Genomic DNA, 18,524 nt, shown 5'->3' with positions numbered 1-18,524 from the left:
GTTGCTTGCGAACTTGGGCGCCGCCTTTCGAATTGCAGCACCGCAAACGAGGAAATCAGCATCATGTTTATTTCAGATGAGTCTTGTATGGTCGGCTTACCGGGCTTCCCTGGGCCTGGCCGCACGGCTTGGCGGATGATCGAACGAGACACCGAGGATTTCTGGTATCACGTGCGCTTTCGCATTTGTGAAGGAGCAAAGCCTCGGTTCAAAAAAATGATGCCATCAGACCCTTCGATGCTGACACACCTACTCTCGCAGCAGAGCCCAGAGCACAAGATTGAGGTGGTTCAGATTGTGACTCCCCCTTGCATGAATGGGAGTCCTTTAGAGCGTATGGAAAAGTTGATCAGTGCAATCGTCGGCTACGACAGAAGCGGTGAGTGCGTACTGCTTCATAAAGTCGATAGCGGAGCAATCTACAGCAGCTCGCCCGGCGTGATCGACGCATGCCTGCTCAGAAATATTCGAACGATCTACGACGCCATGACTGCCGCCGGGAAGCATTTCCATTGCACCAACTATCAAACCCCGAATCGCTCCGCCACTACAACGGCAGCAGGTTAATCCATGAAGCTACAAATCTATTCAGACCTGCACCTCGAGTTCGCTCGGTTCGATCCCGCCCCAAGCGACGCGGACGTAGTAATTCTCGCCGGCGACATTGATATCAAATCGCGGGGCGTGAAATGGGCAAGCGAGGTTTTTCAATGCCCAGTGATCTATGTATGCGGTAATCATGAGTACTACGGCGGGCACATAGGTCACACACTGCGAAAGATGAAAGACGCTACATTGCCCCATGTGCATGTACTCGAAAACGAGATGCTCATTCTCGATGGCACACGCTTTTTGGTCACAACTGCCTGGACGGATTATTCGTCTACGGGTGATGTGGTTGCGGCAAAGAGAATTGCTTGGGATTCGATGAACGATTTCTTGACTATTCGAGCCGACTTGGATTACAGGCGCTTGCGTCCAGACGACCTAGTCGCTAAGTCAATGAGAGCTCACCTATGGCTAACCCAAGAGCTTAATAGACCTTTCGACGGCAAAACAGTGGTGGTCACACACCATGCACCAGTGTTGGATCACCTGGGTGACGATCACCCTGGACATCTGGCTGCAGCGTATGCGAACGATTGGTCAGAGTTACTTAGTAAGCCTGATCTTTGGGTTTATGGGCATACCCACGTTGCGGCGGACTTCTTAAAGGAAGGGTGTCGAGTGGTGTCCAATCCACGCGGTTATCCGGGGCAGAATACGGGCTTTGATCCTGATTTATTGATCAAGCTTTGATTGTCAGTGATTGGCTATTGGACACGTTCGCGTGGCTGGCCGAGCTCAACGGGATGGAGGATTTTTGATGGTGACATTGGAAGAGGTCTCGCAACTCTTGTACGGCGCTGGAGAGGAGGTTGTCGGCTGGGAAGGCTCACAAGAAGACTTGATCTCTTTGGCTGCAAAGACATTCCCAGGCAAAGCATTCTGTGTGGTGAAACAGTGGATCTTGATCGACCTCACTGTGACGCCGGTTGAAAGGGAAAAGCTTACGAGCCTCGGTCTATTTCCCATGACGCTTTTCGCTCACGAAGTCGTGCTTGACAGTAAAGGTCGCTTTCAATCCGGTATGTGGGTACGCAGTAACTTCGGAAAATCCTTCACTGAAGGCTGCATGTTTGAAACCAACAGTACCGTCTACCTTCTTTTAGGTTCAGGTCTGAAAAAAGAGGCAAGCATTGGCGCTGCTTTTTCCATGAAGGCCGGGTAGGCAACGGTCAGCACAAATACATAATGACCCTTTTTGGAGCTTTGGCCGGATGCCTGAAATCATTGAAGTTGAATTTCATAGTAAGTATCTCAGTGATTTTCAGCTGAGCCGTCTTGTACAGGCAAGTCTTCGAAAATACACCGTGGCCATTACGGCTTTTATCAGCGATGCGGTGATCATAGACAACAGGTGCCTTGGCGTGTTCTTCGATCACCTTCAGGAAGACGAGGTGTATCGAACAGCCAATGGCGGAATCATTTGCACGACAAAAATTCATAGGGCATGGAAAGAAGGACGCTTCTGGCTTTTGGAAACGGGGGAGGGAAATTACCTTGTTGGTAGCTTCAAGCGCGGCGGTGGGCGACGTAATTTTCTTGAATTGATTCGATGGGGTGATCGTCTCAAATCAGAAGATTGAATACTTAATCTCTGGCGTAGTGGCGGTATGACTGCATGGCAGCTGATGAGCGCTGGATGGCTATTACGGTTTTGATCAGCAGCGCTCCGAGTTAGACGTGTGGAGCGCTTCAAACTGCCGCTATCCAGTGAAGCCCATTTTTTCATCGGACGGATTCACAGTTAGCCCTTCTTCAGTAACCGAACTCGTTCAGCAGTTTCTGCAAAAACTCACGTCTCCGTTGGACAATGCTTAAAATGAGGTGGTCACGATCGGTGTCTCTCGTTGATAAGTGCCCAGCGTCCACAAGGCCATGGATGTAGCCTTCAGCTCTGCCTCTAGCTTCGAGCAACGCCTCTGCTGAAGTGCTTTTGTAGATGTCTTCCGCGATGATCTGCCACCGCTTCATTTGACGCCGACCAACCGGGTCGTCCGAAAATTTTGGGGCGTTGATCAGTGTATTGAAATCGTTGTGTACGGTGGCTGTGCTCAAGTTGGGTTCTCAGAACAGTGATGTCTGAGCTGAAGTTATCATGCGCACACTATATCGCCTGCTGCTGGCTGGTTTTTTGTAGGCGCTGACGCGAAGGGCCGAATTTAATGTTGTTACACGCTATCGGTGGCGTCTTTGAGCTTTGTGGAGAGTACAGGCAGTACTATGTAACGAGTAAATTCTTAGCTAGGAGTTCGATATGGGATACCTCAGCCTAGAGGACATCTACCCCGACGACCCCAGTTATTCGTTAGCCTTCAACATCTCTATGTCCATAATTTTGATACTGACTACGATGCCTGCGATTCTGCGGTTGGCTCTTTCATAGCCGTAGCAAGTCCTATCCGACCAAAAGCGGGCGTATGACTCAGGGTGAAAGAGAGCTATCCCTTTAGAATGAGGGACATATCTGGATATTTAGCGCACATGAAATCGACGAATGCGCGAACCTTGGGAGCAGTAAGGCGCCTGGATGTATGCAAGACCCAAAGCCTTGGTTCAACACCCAACACCGTGCCCCACTGAACTAACTCCCCACGCGCAAGCTGGTTCCAGGCAATGGACTGTGGAATGAGGGCGGCGCCACCACCGGCAATAGCCGCATCGCGAACCATAAGTAGCGAAGAGAACCGCAGCTTTGGAATCGGCTCCAGGATCAACTGTTCTCCGTCGAGACTCCAATGCGTGGGCTGGAAGTTCGAAAGCACATTACGGCTGTCTCATTTGTCCTGGGCCTTACCAAGCTGTCCGCTATCCCAGGCTTCAGTGAGCTCGTCTATTCGATCTGCAATCTGAGGCGTTTTTGATAGGACAAGGCAGCGTGTATTGCCGACAAACTCCTCTATCAAATACACCGCGTCGCCGACGTCTAGCTCCAATTCCTGTAGCGCCTCATCGGGAATTCGGATTGCACCGTCACCATCCCATTCTTCGATCATGATTTTTATCGGTGGCTTTCTCACGTGTGGTCTCCATAGCTTAAAGTCGGCAATGGTAACGTGCTTTGCGTGCAGGCTCAGAGCGCGGCGAGCAGCTGTTCGAGCCGTTCACGCTCCCTGGAACTCATTAGCTCGACAGGATCAAATCCGTCGCGCAGCCAGAGTTCAAGTGTTCCGACTCTACCATCAGGCGACCTGCAGTACTCGCAGTAGTCCAGGGTGTCACAGTCATTTAAGAGTGTGAGTCGCCAGCCATCAATTTCCACAGCCATGAGGCCGTGATAGATCTCGCTCCAGGACTGCACGGATCTTCGTGTCATGATGCGTTTACCGAGTGCGACGTCCGTCAGTATCTGGCAGACCTTGCGGGCGGTGAGAGGGGAGGTTGTGTTCAAATCATTCGGAGCTTGAGTCATTGCTTGCTAACGCTAAGTTGCGGTGTGGAGTGGCGTCAATGAAGAGGTCGCTCCTTCGGGCCAAAAGAGGCCGGGCCTGGAAGATGAATCATTGCGGGCCGACAATCTGCTTTCTGTACTCGCCAAGGTTCGCCACCCAGTTACGCGAGATCATGTGAAGCTTATTGGCAAGGTCACGGCAGCACTCAGGTGTGAAGAATGGCGGCAAATCATCTTGCGCACGGACATACTCAAGAATGTTGCCGTGGCACAGGGTGTGCCGAACCCTGACGAGTTCAACATTCTGGCGGGTAGGCAGATTGGCTTCGAAATCTTGCTCACCTGGAAATGCTAAGGCGTCGATTGACATGCCGTTGGCCCTAGCTTGGCGCAGCAGTGAGTTACTGAGCAGCGAGATATCGTCAACGTTGTCGATTCGTGCAGGGATCTTCACTTGAGCCATCGTATTGCGAAGCGAGCCCTCGATTCCGGTGAGAAATCCAGTGCAAGCTGGCAGGTAGAGCTCATGCTTCAGCGCGTCATACGCCTGGATGAAAAGCCAATGACTTTCTGCGCCCAGCGAATGTTGAAGCCAATAGCTGCGCTCGTCGAAGTCCGCACGCTGTCTTCGCAGAAAGTCCTCAAGCTGATATTCGTCGCCAGACAGTTCATGGGGGGCAGTCACAATGGTTACCTCATTACAGCAGATTAGAAAGATGACGGGGCCTGAATCCCCGCAGCAGAGCTAGAAATCTACACCGGACGCTCGGGACAGGACGTCATAGTGTGTTTGCGTTGGAAATCCATTGCAGTACCTCATCGACACCTGCGCGATTAGCCTTCGCAAGCAGAGTCTTGCCAATCTTAAATGGCGCTTCTTCTCTACAGCGTTCTGCAAACCGGACGAAATTCTTATCCGCCGATATGATGACTTCCGCGTCAACCAAGTGCGTCGCCAGACGAGAGTCGCCCGGCGTGCCGGTGGTGACCTTGTGCCATGCTTGAAGAAACTCGAACGACCCGCGTAGCCATTGCCGCGGGACCGCTGCGGGATCGAGTTCATGCAGCCATAGCCGATTCATCGACTCGGTTGATGAAAGCATGGCGGGCACGTCAATCTCGCTGTCGAGCCACTCTCTGATCGCACTCTCGTAAATCTGCAGTTCGGACTTGAACATATGCAGGCTGGGCACGCGCCAGTAGTGCACAGGCTTTCCCGTCCAGCCTGGCGTGCCGGTTTCTGGGATGTGTCCGACATGCTGTAGATGTGTCTCACTGCCAGGCCTGATTTTCTTCAGCCGTTCTCTGATGGCGAATGACTGCTCGACAGCCAGGTTCTCTTCTTGCTCCCGTCGAACGCTTTCATTCGTTGGAGGGGAATCAATCTCCCTGCGTGCACGATCCCAGAAGCCACCGGTACGCCTTACCCAGTCATATCTGACTCGGTTGAACTCCCTCATGTTCGGCTTGGCTATGACCCATTCCGGCCGCAGCCTGATTATCTCTGCTTTGACCTCAGAGCATTCGCTGAACACCTCCGGCATCAGGCGCTTCCAATCATTTTCTGTAAGAAGCCGGATTACCTTACGGCGGGCGTCCGGCACCGGCAGTTGCTGTACCTCATCCACCACAGCGGAAGAAACGACAATTTCAACTCCTGCTGCCCGGGCGCGCATGGCAAGTTCGCTGCCAGCATCCTCATTTGCGATGTAACTCCAGATGTTTGTATCCAAAAAAAATCGCATCAACGCTGTCTCAATCCTGAAAAGTAGTAAGCGTATTACGCTGTGAAGACTGTCAGATTTTGGATCAGCGCAGGTCAAACATCCATTGGAATGCTTCGACTGCGCCTAGCTTTCCGAAAGCAGGTTTGCGTCGCCTAATCACCTAGCTGAAGCCATGCCCTGTGCCACTTGTCTCTTCAGTACATCCGTCAAACAATTCATGTCGTTGGTAGTGAGTTTCACAGAAGATCGACCTCGTCGGGCTTGAGCCATCCTGCCTCGATTACTCGCTGCTTAGCTATCCCAGGCTGAGCGGTGTAAACCACAATCGCGAGACTTTCTTCGGCCCGGCTGCACGTGACATACAGCAGGCGACGAGTGCGAGCCAAGGAATCATCTTTGCCCTCGTGTTGATTTTTTACGTCGCTGTCAGAAGCTGGTTTGACACCCAAGAGCTTGTCGTAACTGAAAAGGAAACCACCTGCCTCTTCGTCATTGAGGATGACCATGACTCTGGGGAACTCCAGCCCCTTTACACCCTGGTGCGTGTCGAAGGGGGAAAGCCCATCGGTATAACCAGCGAACGCAGCCATTTCCGAGAAGGGACGCCCTAGTAGAGTCTGGTATGCATGGGTTTCTAATGCATCACGATCCGATGTGTCTGGAGGGGCATCAGTCGTAGCGCCCAGCGATAGAGCTGCTACAAGTCGGTCTGGGAGATCCAGCAGGCCTGTTTGGAGTAGGACTTGAGCGACGTCTCCTATCAGGGGGTCGTTGTCATTGAATAGTTCACACAGCGATTCAGTAGCGTCTCCTGCTTTCTCAAGCAAGGCTAACTGGTCAGGCACCTCTTTCATGGATTTAGGGTCGAGAAGCGGCGACTGAAGCCGCACAGCTTCCATGAGACTGAAATCGTTCATTTTGGTAGCTTGAAGAATAGGGGCCACCCGTTCGAAAAACAGTTTCAAGATTGGCAGTGTTCCGTCCAACAGCCCGGTTCGTAGGTGCTCAACCCCATACAAAGGTGTGAACACACCCTCGAACCCCATTCGACGTCCGGCCATCTTGTGTTCAAGGATGAGGGTCTTTCTTCCATCCTTACCAGCTGCCCACTGAGTATCGCCGGTGATGGCTGCCATGCGCTGTGCTATGTCTTCCTCCAACCCGAAGCTTTGACCTGGTGTCTGTTGGGTGCAAAACATTCGAACCGTGCCTTCTATGGCGTCCGGCTTTGGCTTCTGCTGATGATTGTCTGCGCCCGCACGGATTACATTGATAAGATCAACAACCCTTGTTGGGCAGCGACGGTTCATACGTTTTTCGGGCACCGCCCAATCTGGAGGGATCGCTTCCTCCAAGCGCACCTTCCCATCGTTGTAGATGCGTTGCATGGTATCGCCGAGAAGCCCGAGACAGAAACGGTCAGGGATGAGGGATTGTGCTCGCAGAAAAGCATCCATGAGAGGCCCATAGGTATCCTGGCTCTCATCGATCAAGAGTACAGGGTGCAAATCCGCCATAATATTCAGCAATGGAGGCAACTGGATAAAAGCAGCTGCCATTTGAATGACTTCACTATGGTTTAGGGCTTGCCTACCGCGATTGTCGCCGGTAGGGCTGTAAATGAATGTGGATATCTCATCCAGGGAATCGAGGCGACGAGCTTTGCTATCCCTTGAAGCTTGATTTGCTAGAAATGTCTTGTTTTGCCCTCGAGCCTTTCCAAGCTTCTCATTGAGCTCACCAATGTCTTGGGTGAGCTTGACCCGAAGCCACTCACGAATGTCATCATTGAAGCCCTGAATCATCCGCCAAGAGAAGGCGTGAATGGTTGACACAACCACCAGTGGGTCGTGTTCAAGACGGCGGGTAATTTCCTCGGACGCCGCTTTGGTATAGGTGATGATCGCGATTTGGCGTCCTTCAAAAGTCAGTCGTTGCCGTTCCCTATTCTTTAGAATTTTCACGGCTTCGACTAACGAATGGGTTTTTCCAGAGCCAGCGCCGGCGTATAGGAAAAAACTCTTCGGATGGTCGAGATTCAGACAGTCCTGAATGATCTGATCGGCATCTGGAACATCATCCATAGTAGCTTCCGGCTGCCGGCTCATGGTGTCACCTCGACAATCGCTGAAGGGATGACCAGTAGCTCTTTGCTTTTTCTTTCGAGCTTGGACTGCAACCACGCCAAGCCTTCATGGATGTAAGTAGGCACCGTCAACTTGGCGAAATCAGAATCGCCGAGAACGTGTAGTGCGAACTCTGCCTTATCACCATCCTTGAGTTTGGTGAACAGCTCTGTGCCAAGCTCTAAGGATGTTTCTGCTTCACGTAGCGCCTTGGCGAAAGATCGCATCAGCCCGCGTCCCGCTTTGTTAGCAAAATGCTCTGTGTTGCTCAAGACAAGGCTGTCTTCAAAGGTATTTGGTAATGCTTCGACCTCTAGCCCAGTTTTGGGTAAGCGGACAGTAATGGGCGTCTGATAAGCGATCCTGATCGAAAACAGCTCGTCAATTTGCTGAGCTTTACTGTCGGAGGTCAGATCCAGTAATGAGTCCACATCATGTCCAAGGCCTGCTGCTCGCATCCAATGGCGCACGGTTGGGTTGTTAGTGGTTTGGCCTTTCTTCCGCTCGACAGGTTTGCCGATCTGTAGGAGACCCGCGTCCAAGTCAGTTATCACCAGAGTGACAATACCCAACGCATCGATCAGGGGCCGGAGCCGATGCGCGTGGCTTCCCCCAATATCCAAAATGGTGATGTAGCACTGGTCTAGGAAACGAAAGTGCTGCCTCAAAAAATGTGGAAGCATCATGCGCTCAGCGGCCCCCTCAACAAGGATCACCGCATCCGCAAAGAACAGGTCGGCATGTTGGGCCCGAAGGTAACGGGTAACGAATTCCTTCGTTTGATTGGACTCGCCGAACACTGTACTTAGGTTCGAAACGGTAGAGACTGGGATTGATATCCCGGCCATGCCGGACGGAAGTCTGCGGAAGTATCTCAAGTTTTCGTAGTCAATCTCATGAGCTACGTGGCTGGAATGGGAACTCACCATCAGCTGTGTCCTGAGGTTCGGATACTTCACTAGCAATGGGTCGCTGCACAGCACATGGTAGGCGTGTTTTATGAATGCTTGCTGAACCTGGACGTGTAGGTGGGCCTCCGGTTCTTCGATTAGAACCAAATGTATAGGCTCAACACCAGTAGCGCTTTGCTCTTCAGGGCTTCTGTACTTCTTCAGCCATTCATCTCGAAATGCCATCAATCGGAATATCATTGAGATGAGGTTCTGGTAGCCGAGCCCGTTGGACGTCTCCGGAAGCCTAAGAGGCGGTGCTCCAGGGGCTCCTCCAACGGAATCCAATTCAAACAGCACCGCTGCTTCGTGGTTCATCCCGTCCGTAGGGGCGAGGCGGGTGGAAACTCGGATGGATGGGTCGGAATTATTCGGATAGCCCAAGCCGGCGACTTCCTTGAGCGCAGGCGCGAAGCTCGTGCTCAAGCGAGTGTCAAAGGCGGTTTGAGCTGCCTCAATTGCTCTGAGTGCCTCCAAATCTGAAATATCTGGGCTATCGCCTGGATCGAGATGCCTGCTGTAGTACGCTCGCAATTGTTCCGAGAGCTTCCTGCCCGATCCATGTCCTCCCTCTAGGACGCCTTCGTCAGCGCTGTCACCAAAGCCGCGTTGAGCATTGATCTCGTGGACTCGAATCAGGTCTGTTAGGGGATTGCGCTCGAGTGGCGTTGCAGTGGCCGCAAGCGGTTGCGGGTTAGCTTTACGAGTTGCAGGATCTGGAGCTTTTAGCTGGCCTGGATCAAGTCGGTACCATCGGATCTTGAAGGTTTTACCGATTCGCCGATTCAGGTAATCATGCAAGCTCTGCGGCCAGAGCGGAAGCGATGGTGGCTGCGTACCTAGCGCTGCCTGTTTTTGAATTTCCTGCTGAAGCTCCCTCACTCGTGCCCGCTCTTTGCGGTAATCGACAAACAGCGTTGGCATATCATCTGGTTCCAGCCGGAACCGCATACCGACATGGCCGCCTTTCCAGGCGAAGTTCGGTATGAGATCTCGGATGTGATGAAGCTCGCCCTGAGCTGCTTCAAGCCAAATATCTAGCGTTGGCAACCAATCAGCCCATTCATTTGCGACTGGGATGGGGAAGCTATCATCTGCAGCCTCCCAAGCTTCACCAATGGCATCGATTGTGGCGAGATGGCTCAGAGTAAGATCTTGCAATCTGAAAATCGACGCTTTCGAAAGTAGGAACTTGCGCAAGGCCAGCATCGCAGATGATTTGCCACTGTTGTTGGCTCCAACGAGGAGTGTGGTCTCGGCTGCGAGGTCGACTCGTACGGATAGGAGCTTGCGGAAGTTCGCGATTTCCAGATGCTGAATTTGCATAGTCTCTTCCCTGATGACTGCTCAACAACGGAGCGTCCGGCTGATAGATGCTGGAACTCTAGCTTAGCCGGCCCGGCACTCCAATCGCCGTGGTGGTATTTCGCCATCATTGGTGCGTCTGCGTGCAGTGGAAACAAGCTCGTGGACTGAGTGATGGCACTGAGCTATGGTCGCTAGCATGATGTGCGTGAAGGCGCGCGATGACTTGGGAAGGAACGGAAACGATGATTTACCAATGCAACGGATGCAACAGGACTACCTTCGAGACAGCATGCCCGTGGTGCATGAGCTCCCAAGTTTCGCCGTCATCAGAGCTCACGTTGCGGCACCTCACTCCACTGGATCCTTCGTTTTATCCCGACTTTCAATACAGATCCAAAGGCTTGATTCAAGATTTCTTCGGTAAGAAGAAAGAGCAAGCCCAACTGAACGATCTTCTGAACAACGTATTGAGAAAATACGCGGAGCTGAAGCAGCCATACTTTACGAACTTCATTCACACGACTCGCGAAAGCGCAGGTAGCAGCGATGACGCAGGCGTGCCCGGCCCACGTTTGGATGGTGTGTACAGCGAGAGAGAGCTATTCAGGGAGGTCTTGATTCGCAAAGGTTTTGACGAGCTTGAAGGGCTTCCATCTCTTTTGGACAAGCTGCTGCAAACCACAGCATTCAACTCTGCCTACCTGGGCTTCTCGAGAGAGTTGACCCGCCACATCCGAGCTGATCTTGCCGACACCTTACGTTCCTGGATTGAAGAGGCCGGGACAACGTTCAGGTCTGACCTGGCCTTGTTCTGACTACCACCTCTGGGAAAATGACGTTCCATTTCCCAATGTCCAATTCAATCCCCAAGCAGCCTCCACATCTGGCGTACCGCTGCTTCCGCTACAGTCTTTTCGGAATGGCTTGAGCCTGTGCGAGGAGATTTATTTCGATATCCTCGTTGAGCGGCTGGGATCACAGCTCGAGCATTTCAATCCGAACCAGTTCATCACTATGTACCTGGTGGATGCGATGGACGGTTTTCAGTTCGAAGCCTTCCTGGTCGAGATCTTTCAAACCATTGGCTATGACGTTAAAGAGACCAAGAAGACTGCTGATCAGGGCGCAGACCTTTTCGTTACTAGGTTCGGTAAAAACATGGTCATTCAAGCTAAGAATTACTCTGGCTCTGTAGGCAATGCGGCTGTGCAGCAGGCCATTTCTGCTAAAGCCTTCTACGGGTGTGACGAGGCTATGGTAGTTACCAACTCCTACTACACGAAGTCAGCGAAGGAGTTGGCAAGCGCAGCCGGTGTACGGTTGGTCGACCGAGATGGGCTTCAGAGTTATCTGGATGACTACAATCAAAAACTTATCGAGGTCTTCCAGGCTGAGGAAGAAAGTGCTTAAGCTAGGCGTATCCGTGATTGCAGATGAGCAGTAGATCCCATGTTCTAAGTCCTTATGTTTACCTAGAACGATCAGTCACGAACGCATTTTCGTGACTGGTTAGCGGAGTTAGATCACGCCACCCGGTGAATCGCGCCAGGTTCCGTAGACACCGCCATGCCTCAAAAGGTTGGTCTCAATACTTCGCTTTTGACAGGACACGAATAAATTAAAGTTGCGAACCTAGACTCCTCAGTGCGGGTCTTTGTGATCGCTCATTCATGAATCTTATAACTAAACGATTTACGGTTAACTCTAGAGTTTGGTGTATTGTTAGGGGACTAACTACGTAGAGACTAAGCATGTCAAAACTCGCCGAATTTCGCCAGCTCGAAAAACACCTAGCCGAGCAACTACAAGCCCTAGAAACCCTGAAAGGGGATGCAGGCCTCAAAAAGGAAATAGAGTTCGAAACGAAGCTGCGCGCTCTGCTTGCTGAGTACGGTTACAGCTTGTCTAACGTAATCAACTTGCTGGATCCTCAGGCTGGCCGTAGCGCTCCAGTAGCCGAATCTAAATCCGGCTCTCGTAAGCCTCGTCAGGTTAAGGTCTACAAAAACCCTCACACTGGTGAAGTCATCGAAACCAAAGGTGGGAATCACAAAGGGTTGAAGGAATGGAAAGCAGAGTACGGCTCGGACACCGTTGAGTCTTGGTTAGCCAAGTGATTCTGGTTTGAGTGCAAAAGGGCCCTTTAAGGGCCTTTTTTGCAGTGTAGAGCTAAGAATCCGAGTCGTAAGCGTCCGGCAATTTCCTCTAAGCAGTTACGTAGACTATGAGATGGTGCTCGACTATGCGGACACCATCTCTGGTTAACTAAGTGGCTGGCCTTATCGATATTTCGGGAGCGTGGCTGACTGGAAAGTTTACCGAACGAGCAATGAAGCATTTTTCATGAGCTATTTTGTGCAGCATCTGAGCTTTTTCGATCTCAGACCCCGATGCCAGGATCACTTTGGGCCTCAAAATAACTGAGGTGAACTGACCAGCGCCGTTGCTCTCCTCGACCATTGTTCCTTGAGCGTTGTCCTCGTAGGCCACTACAACGACCCCGGCCTCAGCGCAAAGGCCAAGGTACCAAAGCTTGTGGCACGCAGATAAGGATGCCAAGAGCAATTCCTCGGGATTCCAGCGCGTAGGGTCTCCTCGAAAACTGGGATCGGATGAGCCCTCGATTGGAGTTTTGCCGTTAACTGCGATTAAGTGCGCCCGGCTGTAACCCCGATAAGATGACGTTCCTGTCCCGTTGTTGCCGGCCCAAGTTACCTGGACTTCGTACTCGTGCGCTTTATCTACCATTGCTCCCTCCTGGGATAGTTTTCGAAAAGTCCATTAAAAAACGGACTCATTGAGCAAGCACCTAGCGACGAGGTAGCAGTTCCATAATCTCACTGACCCGTTGCGTAGGCAGGCGAGTGAGGACGTCCTTCAAATAAGCATACGGATCATGCTCGTGGAGTCGCTCCGACTGGATCAGGCATATGATCACCGCCGCCCGTTTGCCGCTGCGTAGTGACCCTGCGAAGAGCCAGTATTGACGACTCAAGGCCCACGGTCGAATCTGGTTCTCGGCCCAATTATTGTCAATGTGTACGGCCCCGTCATTGAGGTAGGGCTACAGCGTTGTCCAGCGCTTCAGGCTGTAATCCAAGGCTCTGCTGATAGGCTCGGTGGCGAGCCTTATGGCGTCGGGGATCATCTCTACAAGTCTCGCAGAAAGGTCGCATAGGCCGCCGCGCTTTCGGTTGATCAGTTAATTTTGAAGGCACCGCGTGGATATGGGATTTCGAAGCAGATGGTTGCTCCAGTAATATCCGTTCGTGACTTCGACGACGGTAATTTCAGGGGAATCAAGGCAGGCTGCAGGGCAATGGTTTTTGCGATTGCAGCCGAATCCAATTATGGACGAGATTTGCGTTGAGATTGTGGCCCAGCGCGACGATGGCAATCGAGGCGCCAGGTTCGGAGCTCTCTTGAATGAATCCGGCTTTGAAGGATTTGAAGTACTAAAGGCGTTGTGGCTGCATGAAAGACCAGCTTAAAAGACTAGAAATGGTGTCCACTAAAATTAGTTGGGCGCCATCGCCTTTGGCGTCGTGGTCAGGAAGGTGAGTTGGCCGGAGGCTTACGCCACTTGGGTTGACAGGCAGCGACAAAGACTAATTTCAAAGACTGAAATTTTGCATCCGGCAAACTAGGAAAACCCTGTAAAGGGTTAACCTAGCAATTAGTGGATTATGGTTTGTTGCGTAGAGAATTAAATTCTTCAAAACCTTTTTCGAGATCTTCGATCAGGTCAAATGGATCTTCAAGGCCGATATGAAGTCGTACAAGGTGCCCATCAATCTCCCAGGATGTCGCACTTCGGATGGCTTTGGGATCTGCAATCATAGCCAAACTTTCAAATCCACCCCAAGAGTAGCCAATTGAAAATAACGATAAGCTATCCAATAACGCGTCTGCCGCAGCTTGTGAAGAAGGTTTGGTCACGAAGGACAGCAAGCCCGAGGCTCCTCTAAAGTCTCTTTTCCATAATTGATGCTGAGGATGAGACTCTAATGCTGGATAATAGACTACTTCAACTTCATCGCGTGTTTCCAACCATTTGGCTACTGTTGTCGCATTTTTATAGTGGCGTTCAAGCCTAATATCTAACGTTCTCATTCCCCGAAGTGCCAAGGTTACATCATCAGGGCTAACAAACAATCCCATGTTGAAGTGGAATTTTTTGAGGCTTTCCCATGCACGCTTGGAGGCTGATACAGTACCGAGAACGGCATCAGAGTGGCCGACGATATATTTGGTGGCGGCCATGATGGAAAGATCGACACCTAGTTCGAGCGATGGAAAGTAAAGGGGAGTTCCCCACGTGTTGTCAGCAATGACCAAAATATTATGCTCATGGGCAACCTTAGCGATGGCTGGTATGTCCTGTATTTCTAGAGTCAATGAGCCTGGGGATTCCGTATAGATGGCTTTTGTATTTGGCTTAAAAAAATCTACTACACCGGCACCTATTGTAGGATCGTAAAACGATACCTCTATTCCAAGGCGATTACCCACTTGTTCACAAAAGGCTCTAATTGGTGCATATACGTTGTCGGCGATTAGCAGGTGATCCCCTGCTCCAACTGCCGACAGTATGGCAGTCGTACAGGCAGATAGCCCTGATGGGCAAAGCACTGTGCCTTCAGCATGCTCTAACTGCTTAAGGGCCTGAGTAAGTGCCTCCGTGGAGGGGTTGTTCCATCGGCCGTAGATGTATTTTTGGCGCCCCTCGCGCATAGATGCGCTCGAAGGGAAAGCCACGGTTGAGCCTCGGTAAACCGGCACATTTACGAATCCATGATGCTGCTCAGGCTCGATAGACGCGTGGGCGAGTAAGGTTTGAACGTTTTTATATTTTTTCATACGGGCATCCAATTCCTGCAGCGGTTGGTGGCTTGGTGCGGACAGAAGTGACGCAGGGTTAGGATTAAAAAGCTATTTTTATTAAATGTCTACTACTAGGTTGGCCTATAAATAAATGTCATATAGAACATGGTCTTAGGATATTTTAAAAAATAGAGTTTACACGCCAACCATGTGGATGGTAGATTTTTTGCGACTCAAAACTCTACTATCTGGTCGGTATCGCATCGACGCTCGGTGTAGGATTTTGAATTGGGAGTGGATGGCTTCGTGCTATTGCTGCTACGCAAGTACACGCCGATTTCCGTATCTCGTTGGTAAAAGGATTAGAAGTTAAGAATTGCTATGGATAATAAAAACTGCAGATAAATCGCTTGGGTGAAGTATGAAAAAACAAAAAATAGAATCCCTAACAGCAACTCAGTGCAGTGACAAAAAAAATGATGCATCGAACTGGCTCGATTCTCAAGATAGTGGGTATTCGAAGCATTTAAAAAAACGGCATGTGCAAATGATGGCCTTGGGAGGTGCGATCGGAACTGGCTTGTTCTTAGGTGCTGGTGCTAGGTTGCAAATTGCGGGGCCAGCACTTGCAGTTGTGTATCTAATTTGTGGCATATTTGCGTTCTTTATACTAAGGGCCCTTGGCGAACTGGTTATGCATCGCCCAAGTAGTGGAAGTTTTGTGTCCTATACCAGAGAGTTTATGGGGGAACGTGCATCCTTCGTTGCGGGTTGGATGTATTTTGTTGTATGGGCATTAACTGGTGTGGTTGATATTACTGCTATTGCTATATACATGAAATACTGGAGTGTGTTCTCGGATGTACCTCAGTGGCTATTTGCATTGAGTGCTTTAGGCGTAGTGACGCTAATGAATATGGTTGGTGTCAAATGGTTTGGTGAAATGGAATTTTGGTTTGCTGTGATAAAAGTAGCTGCAATTAGCATATTTTTGATAGTTGGATCGTATTTTTTTGCAACGGGTCATGAAGTGGCTGGTCATATCCCAGGCTTTCATTTGATAACAGATAACGGTGGGGTCTTTCCTCATGGAATATTACCAGCGATTATCATCGTGCAAGGTGTCATTTTTGCTTATGCAAGCATAGAGTTGGTCGGAACAGCAGCTGGAGAAACGGCAGATCCAAGAAAAGTGATTCCAAAAGCAATTAATGGTGTGATTTGGAGGATTAGCCTTTTTTATGTTGGTTCCGTATTCTTGCTTGTTACGGTATTACCTTGGACTGCCTACAGTGCAAATGTTAGCCCGTTTGTCACGTTTTTTGAGGCACTTGGTATCCCAGGAATTGGTTCCGTCATGAACATTGTTGTAATGACGGCAGCACTTTCTAGTCTCAATTCAGGATTGTATGCTACGGGTCGTGTGTTGAGATCACTTGCTATGGGCGGATCTGCACCCAAAATGTTTAAGCGCATGAGTACTCAAGGTGTGCCCTATATGGGGATTTTGGTTACCATGGGCATTAACGTATTTGGTGTTATTTTGAATTTCCTCATTCCCTCTCAATTGTTTGAGCTTTTACTGAATTTGGTCTCTCTGGGGATACTTTCTACGTGGGCCTTCATAGTTCTTTCTCAAATTATGTATCGCCGTGCAGTGAAGAGGGGCGAGGTGGAAATGGTCTCATTCAAAATGCCTGGAGCGCCGTTTACTTCATGGCTGACGCTCGGTTTTTTACTCGTAGTATTGGTTCTCTTGGCGCTCGACTATCCAAATGGTACTTATACTGTCCTCTCTATACCTTTAGTCGCAGGAGCATTGATGCTTGGTTGGTCGAGGGCAGTTCGCTCAAAAGAAAAGGACTTAGAAGGAGCGGGTACACCTAGTCACGTAGGGGCCTAGCTTATTAGCGATGAGAGCACGTCTCGCGGCGTTCTCTCATCGCTTTGAGTTGAACCATAGTGCTAAGACGGCTAATATGCCTGTATCAAACATTTAGGTAAGCTTATGAGCACGCGTTCAGACCTTTTAACTGCTGCCGAATTATTGCTACGTACCAAAGGCTACTCTGCATTTAGCTATGCTGATTTAGCTCAAGAAATTGGTATTAAAAAAGCCAGTATCCATCATCACTTTCCTACAAAAGAAGGGTTGGGTATTGCAGTTATTGAGAGCTATCTTTTTAGATTTACTAAAAATTTAGATCTGATTAACGAGGAGAGTTCCGATACCATCATCCGGTTGAAAGCATTTTCATCTCTGTTTGTTGATAGCTCGAAAAATGGGATGCTACCTCTGTGCGGTGCACTTGCAGCTGAGCTGTCTGCTTTGCCTGATAGTCTCAAAGAACTGACTAGAAAGTTTTTCGAAATACATATCTCATGGTTGGAGGAAAATATTGCGAAGGGGCAGGGTGAGAGCGTTATAAAGGCAGACCTTAATCCTAAAGAAATTTCACGTGCTATTTTGAGCTTGCTTGAAGGTAGTAGCTTCGTTTCTTGGGCGTTCAACGATAAGGTTGTCGACCAATCTGGGTTTGATTTTATTTTGCAGAAAATTATCGTTTCGTAATTTCTATCTAGAATACGATTTGATGATCCCTTTCCGGATTTCTTCTTAAGTCATTGTTTTTGCCCATCTTTTAGATGGGCCCCATCTCGTAACGTCTCCGATACTCTGTAGATTTTCTCTGCATAGGTTGAATCTTCCCGCTCGAATACAAAGCTCATGGCGTTTTAGCCTGGTGAAGCTCCGTATCTGCCTGTCTGTTCTGACAGGTAGCGTATCGATGCGCGCCTTGTTTCATAGGGCTTTGGAGGCATTGGTGTCATCAAGATCTCTAGCGCAGGGATTATTTTTCCAAAAACTCTGTTGCAAGCCAACCTACCAGTTGGTAGGATTGTTTTGTCGCAAACAAACCCACACGAAACAATGCGCTCCACAGAGGATTTACCAAATGACAAATAATCTGAATGGTATTGATGTAGCCGCACTGCAGCAGTTTGCCCAAGGCGTTGCTGAGGATGCTTCCAAGCGGCACGCCAGCTTTAACGTCAAGACTCAGTGGAAAGGCCAAACACGCTCTGTGGCAAAAGTCAGCCGCTACAGCCTCGCCGGTGAGACCTATTCACGTGATTTCGAAATCGTCGCCGATGAGCCAAATGAGTTGCTTGGCCAGAATACTGCGCCGAACCCTCAGGAACTGCTGATGGCGGCCCTCAATGCCTGTATGTCAGTAGGCTACGCGGCCAACGCTGCAATGATGGGTATCAAGATCCACAGTCTGGAAATTGAGACTGACGGTACCCTCGATCTACGTGGTTTTCTGGGTTTGGACGAGAACGTTAACCCAGGCTACGACGAAGTAAGTGTTGTAATTCGTTTGCACACCGACGCATCCCGTGAGCGTGTGGAAGAGCTGCATAAGAATGTGATCAAGACATCGGTCAACTATGCCAACTTTTCTAAAGCCATTCGTATGGTGCCAACGCTCGAAGTTCTAGAAGACTGATTTTTAGGGTTTGACACCTGCTGAACCCTAAAAGCGCCAGTTGAGGAGTTTTCTCTGGCGCTACGGTTTTCGTAATCTAGTTA

At 50.1% G+C, this 18,524-nt stretch carries 17 protein-coding genes and 3 pseudogenes; 9 read left to right on the top strand and 11 right to left on the bottom strand.

Going from position 1 to position 18,524, the window contains the following annotated elements:
* The first annotated feature begins 63 nt into the window (after positions 1–63).
* From V6L79_RS16230 to V6L79_RS16215, 4 genes are all read left to right on the top strand, one after another.
* Positions 64–567, top strand: coding sequence for a hypothetical protein (locus V6L79_RS16230; protein ID WP_169916586.1), 504 nt, complete (start codon positions 64–66; stop codon positions 565–567).
* Positions 568–570: 3 nt separating this feature from the next.
* Entirely contained in the window at positions 571–1,299 is a 729-nt protein-coding gene (locus tag V6L79_RS16225; protein WP_169916587.1) for a metallophosphoesterase family protein, read from the top strand.
* Positions 1,300–1,366: 67 nt separating this feature from the next.
* On the top strand, positions 1,367–1,771 hold the full coding sequence (locus V6L79_RS16220; RefSeq protein WP_169916588.1) for a DUF6957 family protein: 405 nt from the start codon (positions 1,367–1,369) through the stop codon (positions 1,769–1,771).
* Between the two features lie 49 nt (positions 1,772–1,820).
* Positions 1,821–2,189 carry a hypothetical protein gene (locus V6L79_RS16215; protein ID WP_169916589.1) on the top strand — a complete coding sequence of 123 codons (369 nt, stop codon included), beginning with the start codon at positions 1,821–1,823 and terminating at the stop codon, positions 2,187–2,189.
* Positions 2,190–2,361: 172 nt separating this feature from the next.
* Here V6L79_RS16215 and V6L79_RS16210 read toward each other — a convergent pair whose 3' ends face one another.
* The 7 genes and pseudogenes from V6L79_RS16210 to V6L79_RS16180 all read right to left on the bottom strand — a co-directional run bounded on the left by V6L79_RS16210 (position 2,362) and on the right by V6L79_RS16180 (position 10,123).
* The gene (locus V6L79_RS16210; RefSeq protein ID WP_169916590.1) at positions 2,362–2,661 is read right to left on the bottom strand and encodes a hypothetical protein; all 300 of its coding nucleotides are present in this window, start codon (positions 2,659–2,661) and stop codon (positions 2,362–2,364) included.
* Between the two features lie 383 nt (positions 2,662–3,044).
* A pseudogene (locus V6L79_RS16205) lies at positions 3,045–3,368 on the bottom strand (LysR substrate-binding domain-containing protein); the annotation flags it as partial.
* A gap of 12 nt (positions 3,369–3,380) precedes the next feature.
* Positions 3,381–3,623, bottom strand: a complete 243-nt coding sequence (locus V6L79_RS16200; protein ID WP_169916591.1) for an AbrB/MazE/SpoVT family DNA-binding domain-containing protein — start codon at positions 3,621–3,623, stop codon at positions 3,381–3,383.
* Positions 3,624–4,103: 480 nt separating this feature from the next.
* Positions 4,104–4,679, bottom strand: a complete 576-nt coding sequence (locus V6L79_RS16195) for a hypothetical protein (RefSeq protein WP_169916592.1) — start codon at positions 4,677–4,679, stop codon at positions 4,104–4,106.
* Positions 4,680–4,773: 94 nt separating this feature from the next.
* Complete coding sequence (locus tag V6L79_RS16190) at positions 4,774–5,739, bottom strand: PIN domain-containing protein (protein WP_169916593.1); 966 nt, start codon at positions 5,737–5,739, stop codon at positions 4,774–4,776.
* A gap of 218 nt (positions 5,740–5,957) precedes the next feature.
* Positions 5,958–7,829, bottom strand: a complete 1,872-nt coding sequence (locus tag V6L79_RS16185; RefSeq protein ID WP_169916594.1) for a UvrD-helicase domain-containing protein — start codon at positions 7,827–7,829, stop codon at positions 5,958–5,960.
* On the bottom strand, positions 7,826–10,123 hold the full coding sequence (locus tag V6L79_RS16180; protein ID WP_169916595.1) for an AAA family ATPase: 2,298 nt from the start codon (positions 10,121–10,123) through the stop codon (positions 7,826–7,828). Before V6L79_RS16180 ends, V6L79_RS16185 begins: the two co-directional genes overlap by 4 nt.
* Positions 10,124–10,347: 224 nt before the next feature.
* On the opposite strand from V6L79_RS16180, the pseudogene V6L79_RS16175 reads away from it, so the two are divergent.
* Together V6L79_RS16175 and V6L79_RS16170 are read left to right on the top strand one after the other, a co-directional pair.
* Positions 10,348–11,515 (top strand): annotated as a pseudogene (locus tag V6L79_RS16175) (restriction endonuclease).
* 341 nt (positions 11,516–11,856) lie between these two features.
* Positions 11,857–12,222, top strand: a complete 366-nt coding sequence (locus V6L79_RS16170; protein ID WP_169916596.1) for a histone-like nucleoid-structuring protein, MvaT/MvaU family — start codon at positions 11,857–11,859, stop codon at positions 12,220–12,222.
* A gap of 148 nt (positions 12,223–12,370) precedes the next feature.
* Here V6L79_RS16170 and V6L79_RS16165 read toward each other — a convergent pair whose 3' ends face one another.
* The 4 genes and pseudogenes from V6L79_RS16165 to metC all read right to left on the bottom strand — a co-directional run bounded on the left by V6L79_RS16165 (position 12,371) and on the right by metC (position 14,965).
* A complete protein-coding gene (locus V6L79_RS16165) occupies positions 12,371–12,853 on the bottom strand; it encodes an OsmC family protein (RefSeq protein ID WP_169916597.1) in 483 nt (160 codons plus the stop codon).
* Positions 12,854–12,914: 61 nt separating this feature from the next.
* Positions 12,915–13,214: pseudogene (locus V6L79_RS16160) on the bottom strand (transposase); the annotation flags it as partial.
* Positions 13,215–13,404: 190 nt separating this feature from the next.
* Positions 13,405–13,503, bottom strand: coding sequence for a hypothetical protein (locus tag V6L79_RS24760; RefSeq protein ID WP_369782749.1), 99 nt, complete (start codon positions 13,501–13,503; stop codon positions 13,405–13,407).
* Positions 13,504–13,789: 286 nt separating this feature from the next.
* Positions 13,790–14,965, bottom strand: a complete 1,176-nt coding sequence (metC, locus tag V6L79_RS16155) for a cystathionine beta-lyase (RefSeq protein WP_169916598.1) — start codon at positions 14,963–14,965, stop codon at positions 13,790–13,792.
* A gap of 385 nt (positions 14,966–15,350) precedes the next feature.
* Here metC and V6L79_RS16150 point away from each other — a divergent pair, with 385 nt between their 5' ends.
* The 3 genes from V6L79_RS16150 to V6L79_RS16140 all read left to right on the top strand — a co-directional run bounded on the left by V6L79_RS16150 (position 15,351) and on the right by V6L79_RS16140 (position 18,441).
* Positions 15,351–16,832: an amino acid permease gene (locus V6L79_RS16150; protein ID WP_169916599.1), complete on the top strand. Its 1,482-nt coding sequence runs from the start codon at positions 15,351–15,353 to the stop codon at positions 16,830–16,832.
* Positions 16,833–16,937: 105 nt separating this feature from the next.
* Positions 16,938–17,501 (top strand): TetR/AcrR family transcriptional regulator, encoded by a 564-nt coding sequence (locus tag V6L79_RS16145; protein WP_169916600.1) that lies wholly within the window; start codon positions 16,938–16,940, stop codon positions 17,499–17,501.
* 385 nt (positions 17,502–17,886) lie between these two features.
* A complete protein-coding gene (locus V6L79_RS16140) occupies positions 17,887–18,441 on the top strand; it encodes an OsmC family protein (RefSeq protein ID WP_169916601.1) in 555 nt (184 codons plus the stop codon).
* The last annotated feature ends 83 nt before the right edge of the window (positions 18,442–18,524 follow it).

Source organism: Pseudomonas sp. ML2-2023-6 (genome assembly GCF_037055265.1).
GTDB classification, from domain to species: Bacteria; Pseudomonadota; Gammaproteobacteria; order Pseudomonadales; family Pseudomonadaceae; genus Aquipseudomonas; species Aquipseudomonas kulmbachensis.
The sequence above is the reverse complement of the archived record's forward strand: the minus strand, read 5'-3'. Positions and strand labels throughout refer to the sequence as shown.

Coding starts and splice junctions, on each gene's coding strand:
- V6L79_RS16230 (WP_169916586.1), top strand. CDS start 64: ATGTTTATTTCAGATGAGTCTTGTATGGTCGGCTTACCGGGCTTCCCT.
- V6L79_RS16225 (WP_169916587.1), top strand. CDS start 571: ATGAAGCTACAAATCTATTCAGACCTGCACCTCGAGTTCGCTCGGTTC.
- V6L79_RS16220 (WP_169916588.1), top strand. CDS start 1,367: ATGGTGACATTGGAAGAGGTCTCGCAACTCTTGTACGGCGCTGGAGAG.
- V6L79_RS16215 (WP_169916589.1), top strand. CDS start 1,821: ATGCCTGAAATCATTGAAGTTGAATTTCATAGTAAGTATCTCAGTGAT.
- V6L79_RS16190 (WP_169916593.1), bottom strand. CDS start 5,739: ATGCGATTTTTTTTGGATACAAACATCTGGAGTTACATCGCAAATGAG.
- V6L79_RS16185 (WP_169916594.1), bottom strand. CDS start 7,829: ATGAGCCGGCAGCCGGAAGCTACTATGGATGATGTTCCAGATGCCGAT.
- V6L79_RS16180 (WP_169916595.1), bottom strand. CDS start 10,123: ATGCAAATTCAGCATCTGGAAATCGCGAACTTCCGCAAGCTCCTATCC.
- V6L79_RS16170 (WP_169916596.1), top strand. CDS start 11,857: ATGTCAAAACTCGCCGAATTTCGCCAGCTCGAAAAACACCTAGCCGAG.
- V6L79_RS16165 (WP_169916597.1), bottom strand. CDS start 12,853: ATGGTAGATAAAGCGCACGAGTACGAAGTCCAGGTAACTTGGGCCGGC.
- metC (WP_169916598.1), bottom strand. CDS start 14,965: ATGAAAAAATATAAAAACGTTCAAACCTTACTCGCCCACGCGTCTATC.
- V6L79_RS16150 (WP_169916599.1), top strand. CDS start 15,351: ATGAAAAAACAAAAAATAGAATCCCTAACAGCAACTCAGTGCAGTGAC.
- V6L79_RS16145 (WP_169916600.1), top strand. CDS start 16,938: ATGAGCACGCGTTCAGACCTTTTAACTGCTGCCGAATTATTGCTACGT.
- V6L79_RS16140 (WP_169916601.1), top strand. CDS start 17,887: ATGACAAATAATCTGAATGGTATTGATGTAGCCGCACTGCAGCAGTTT.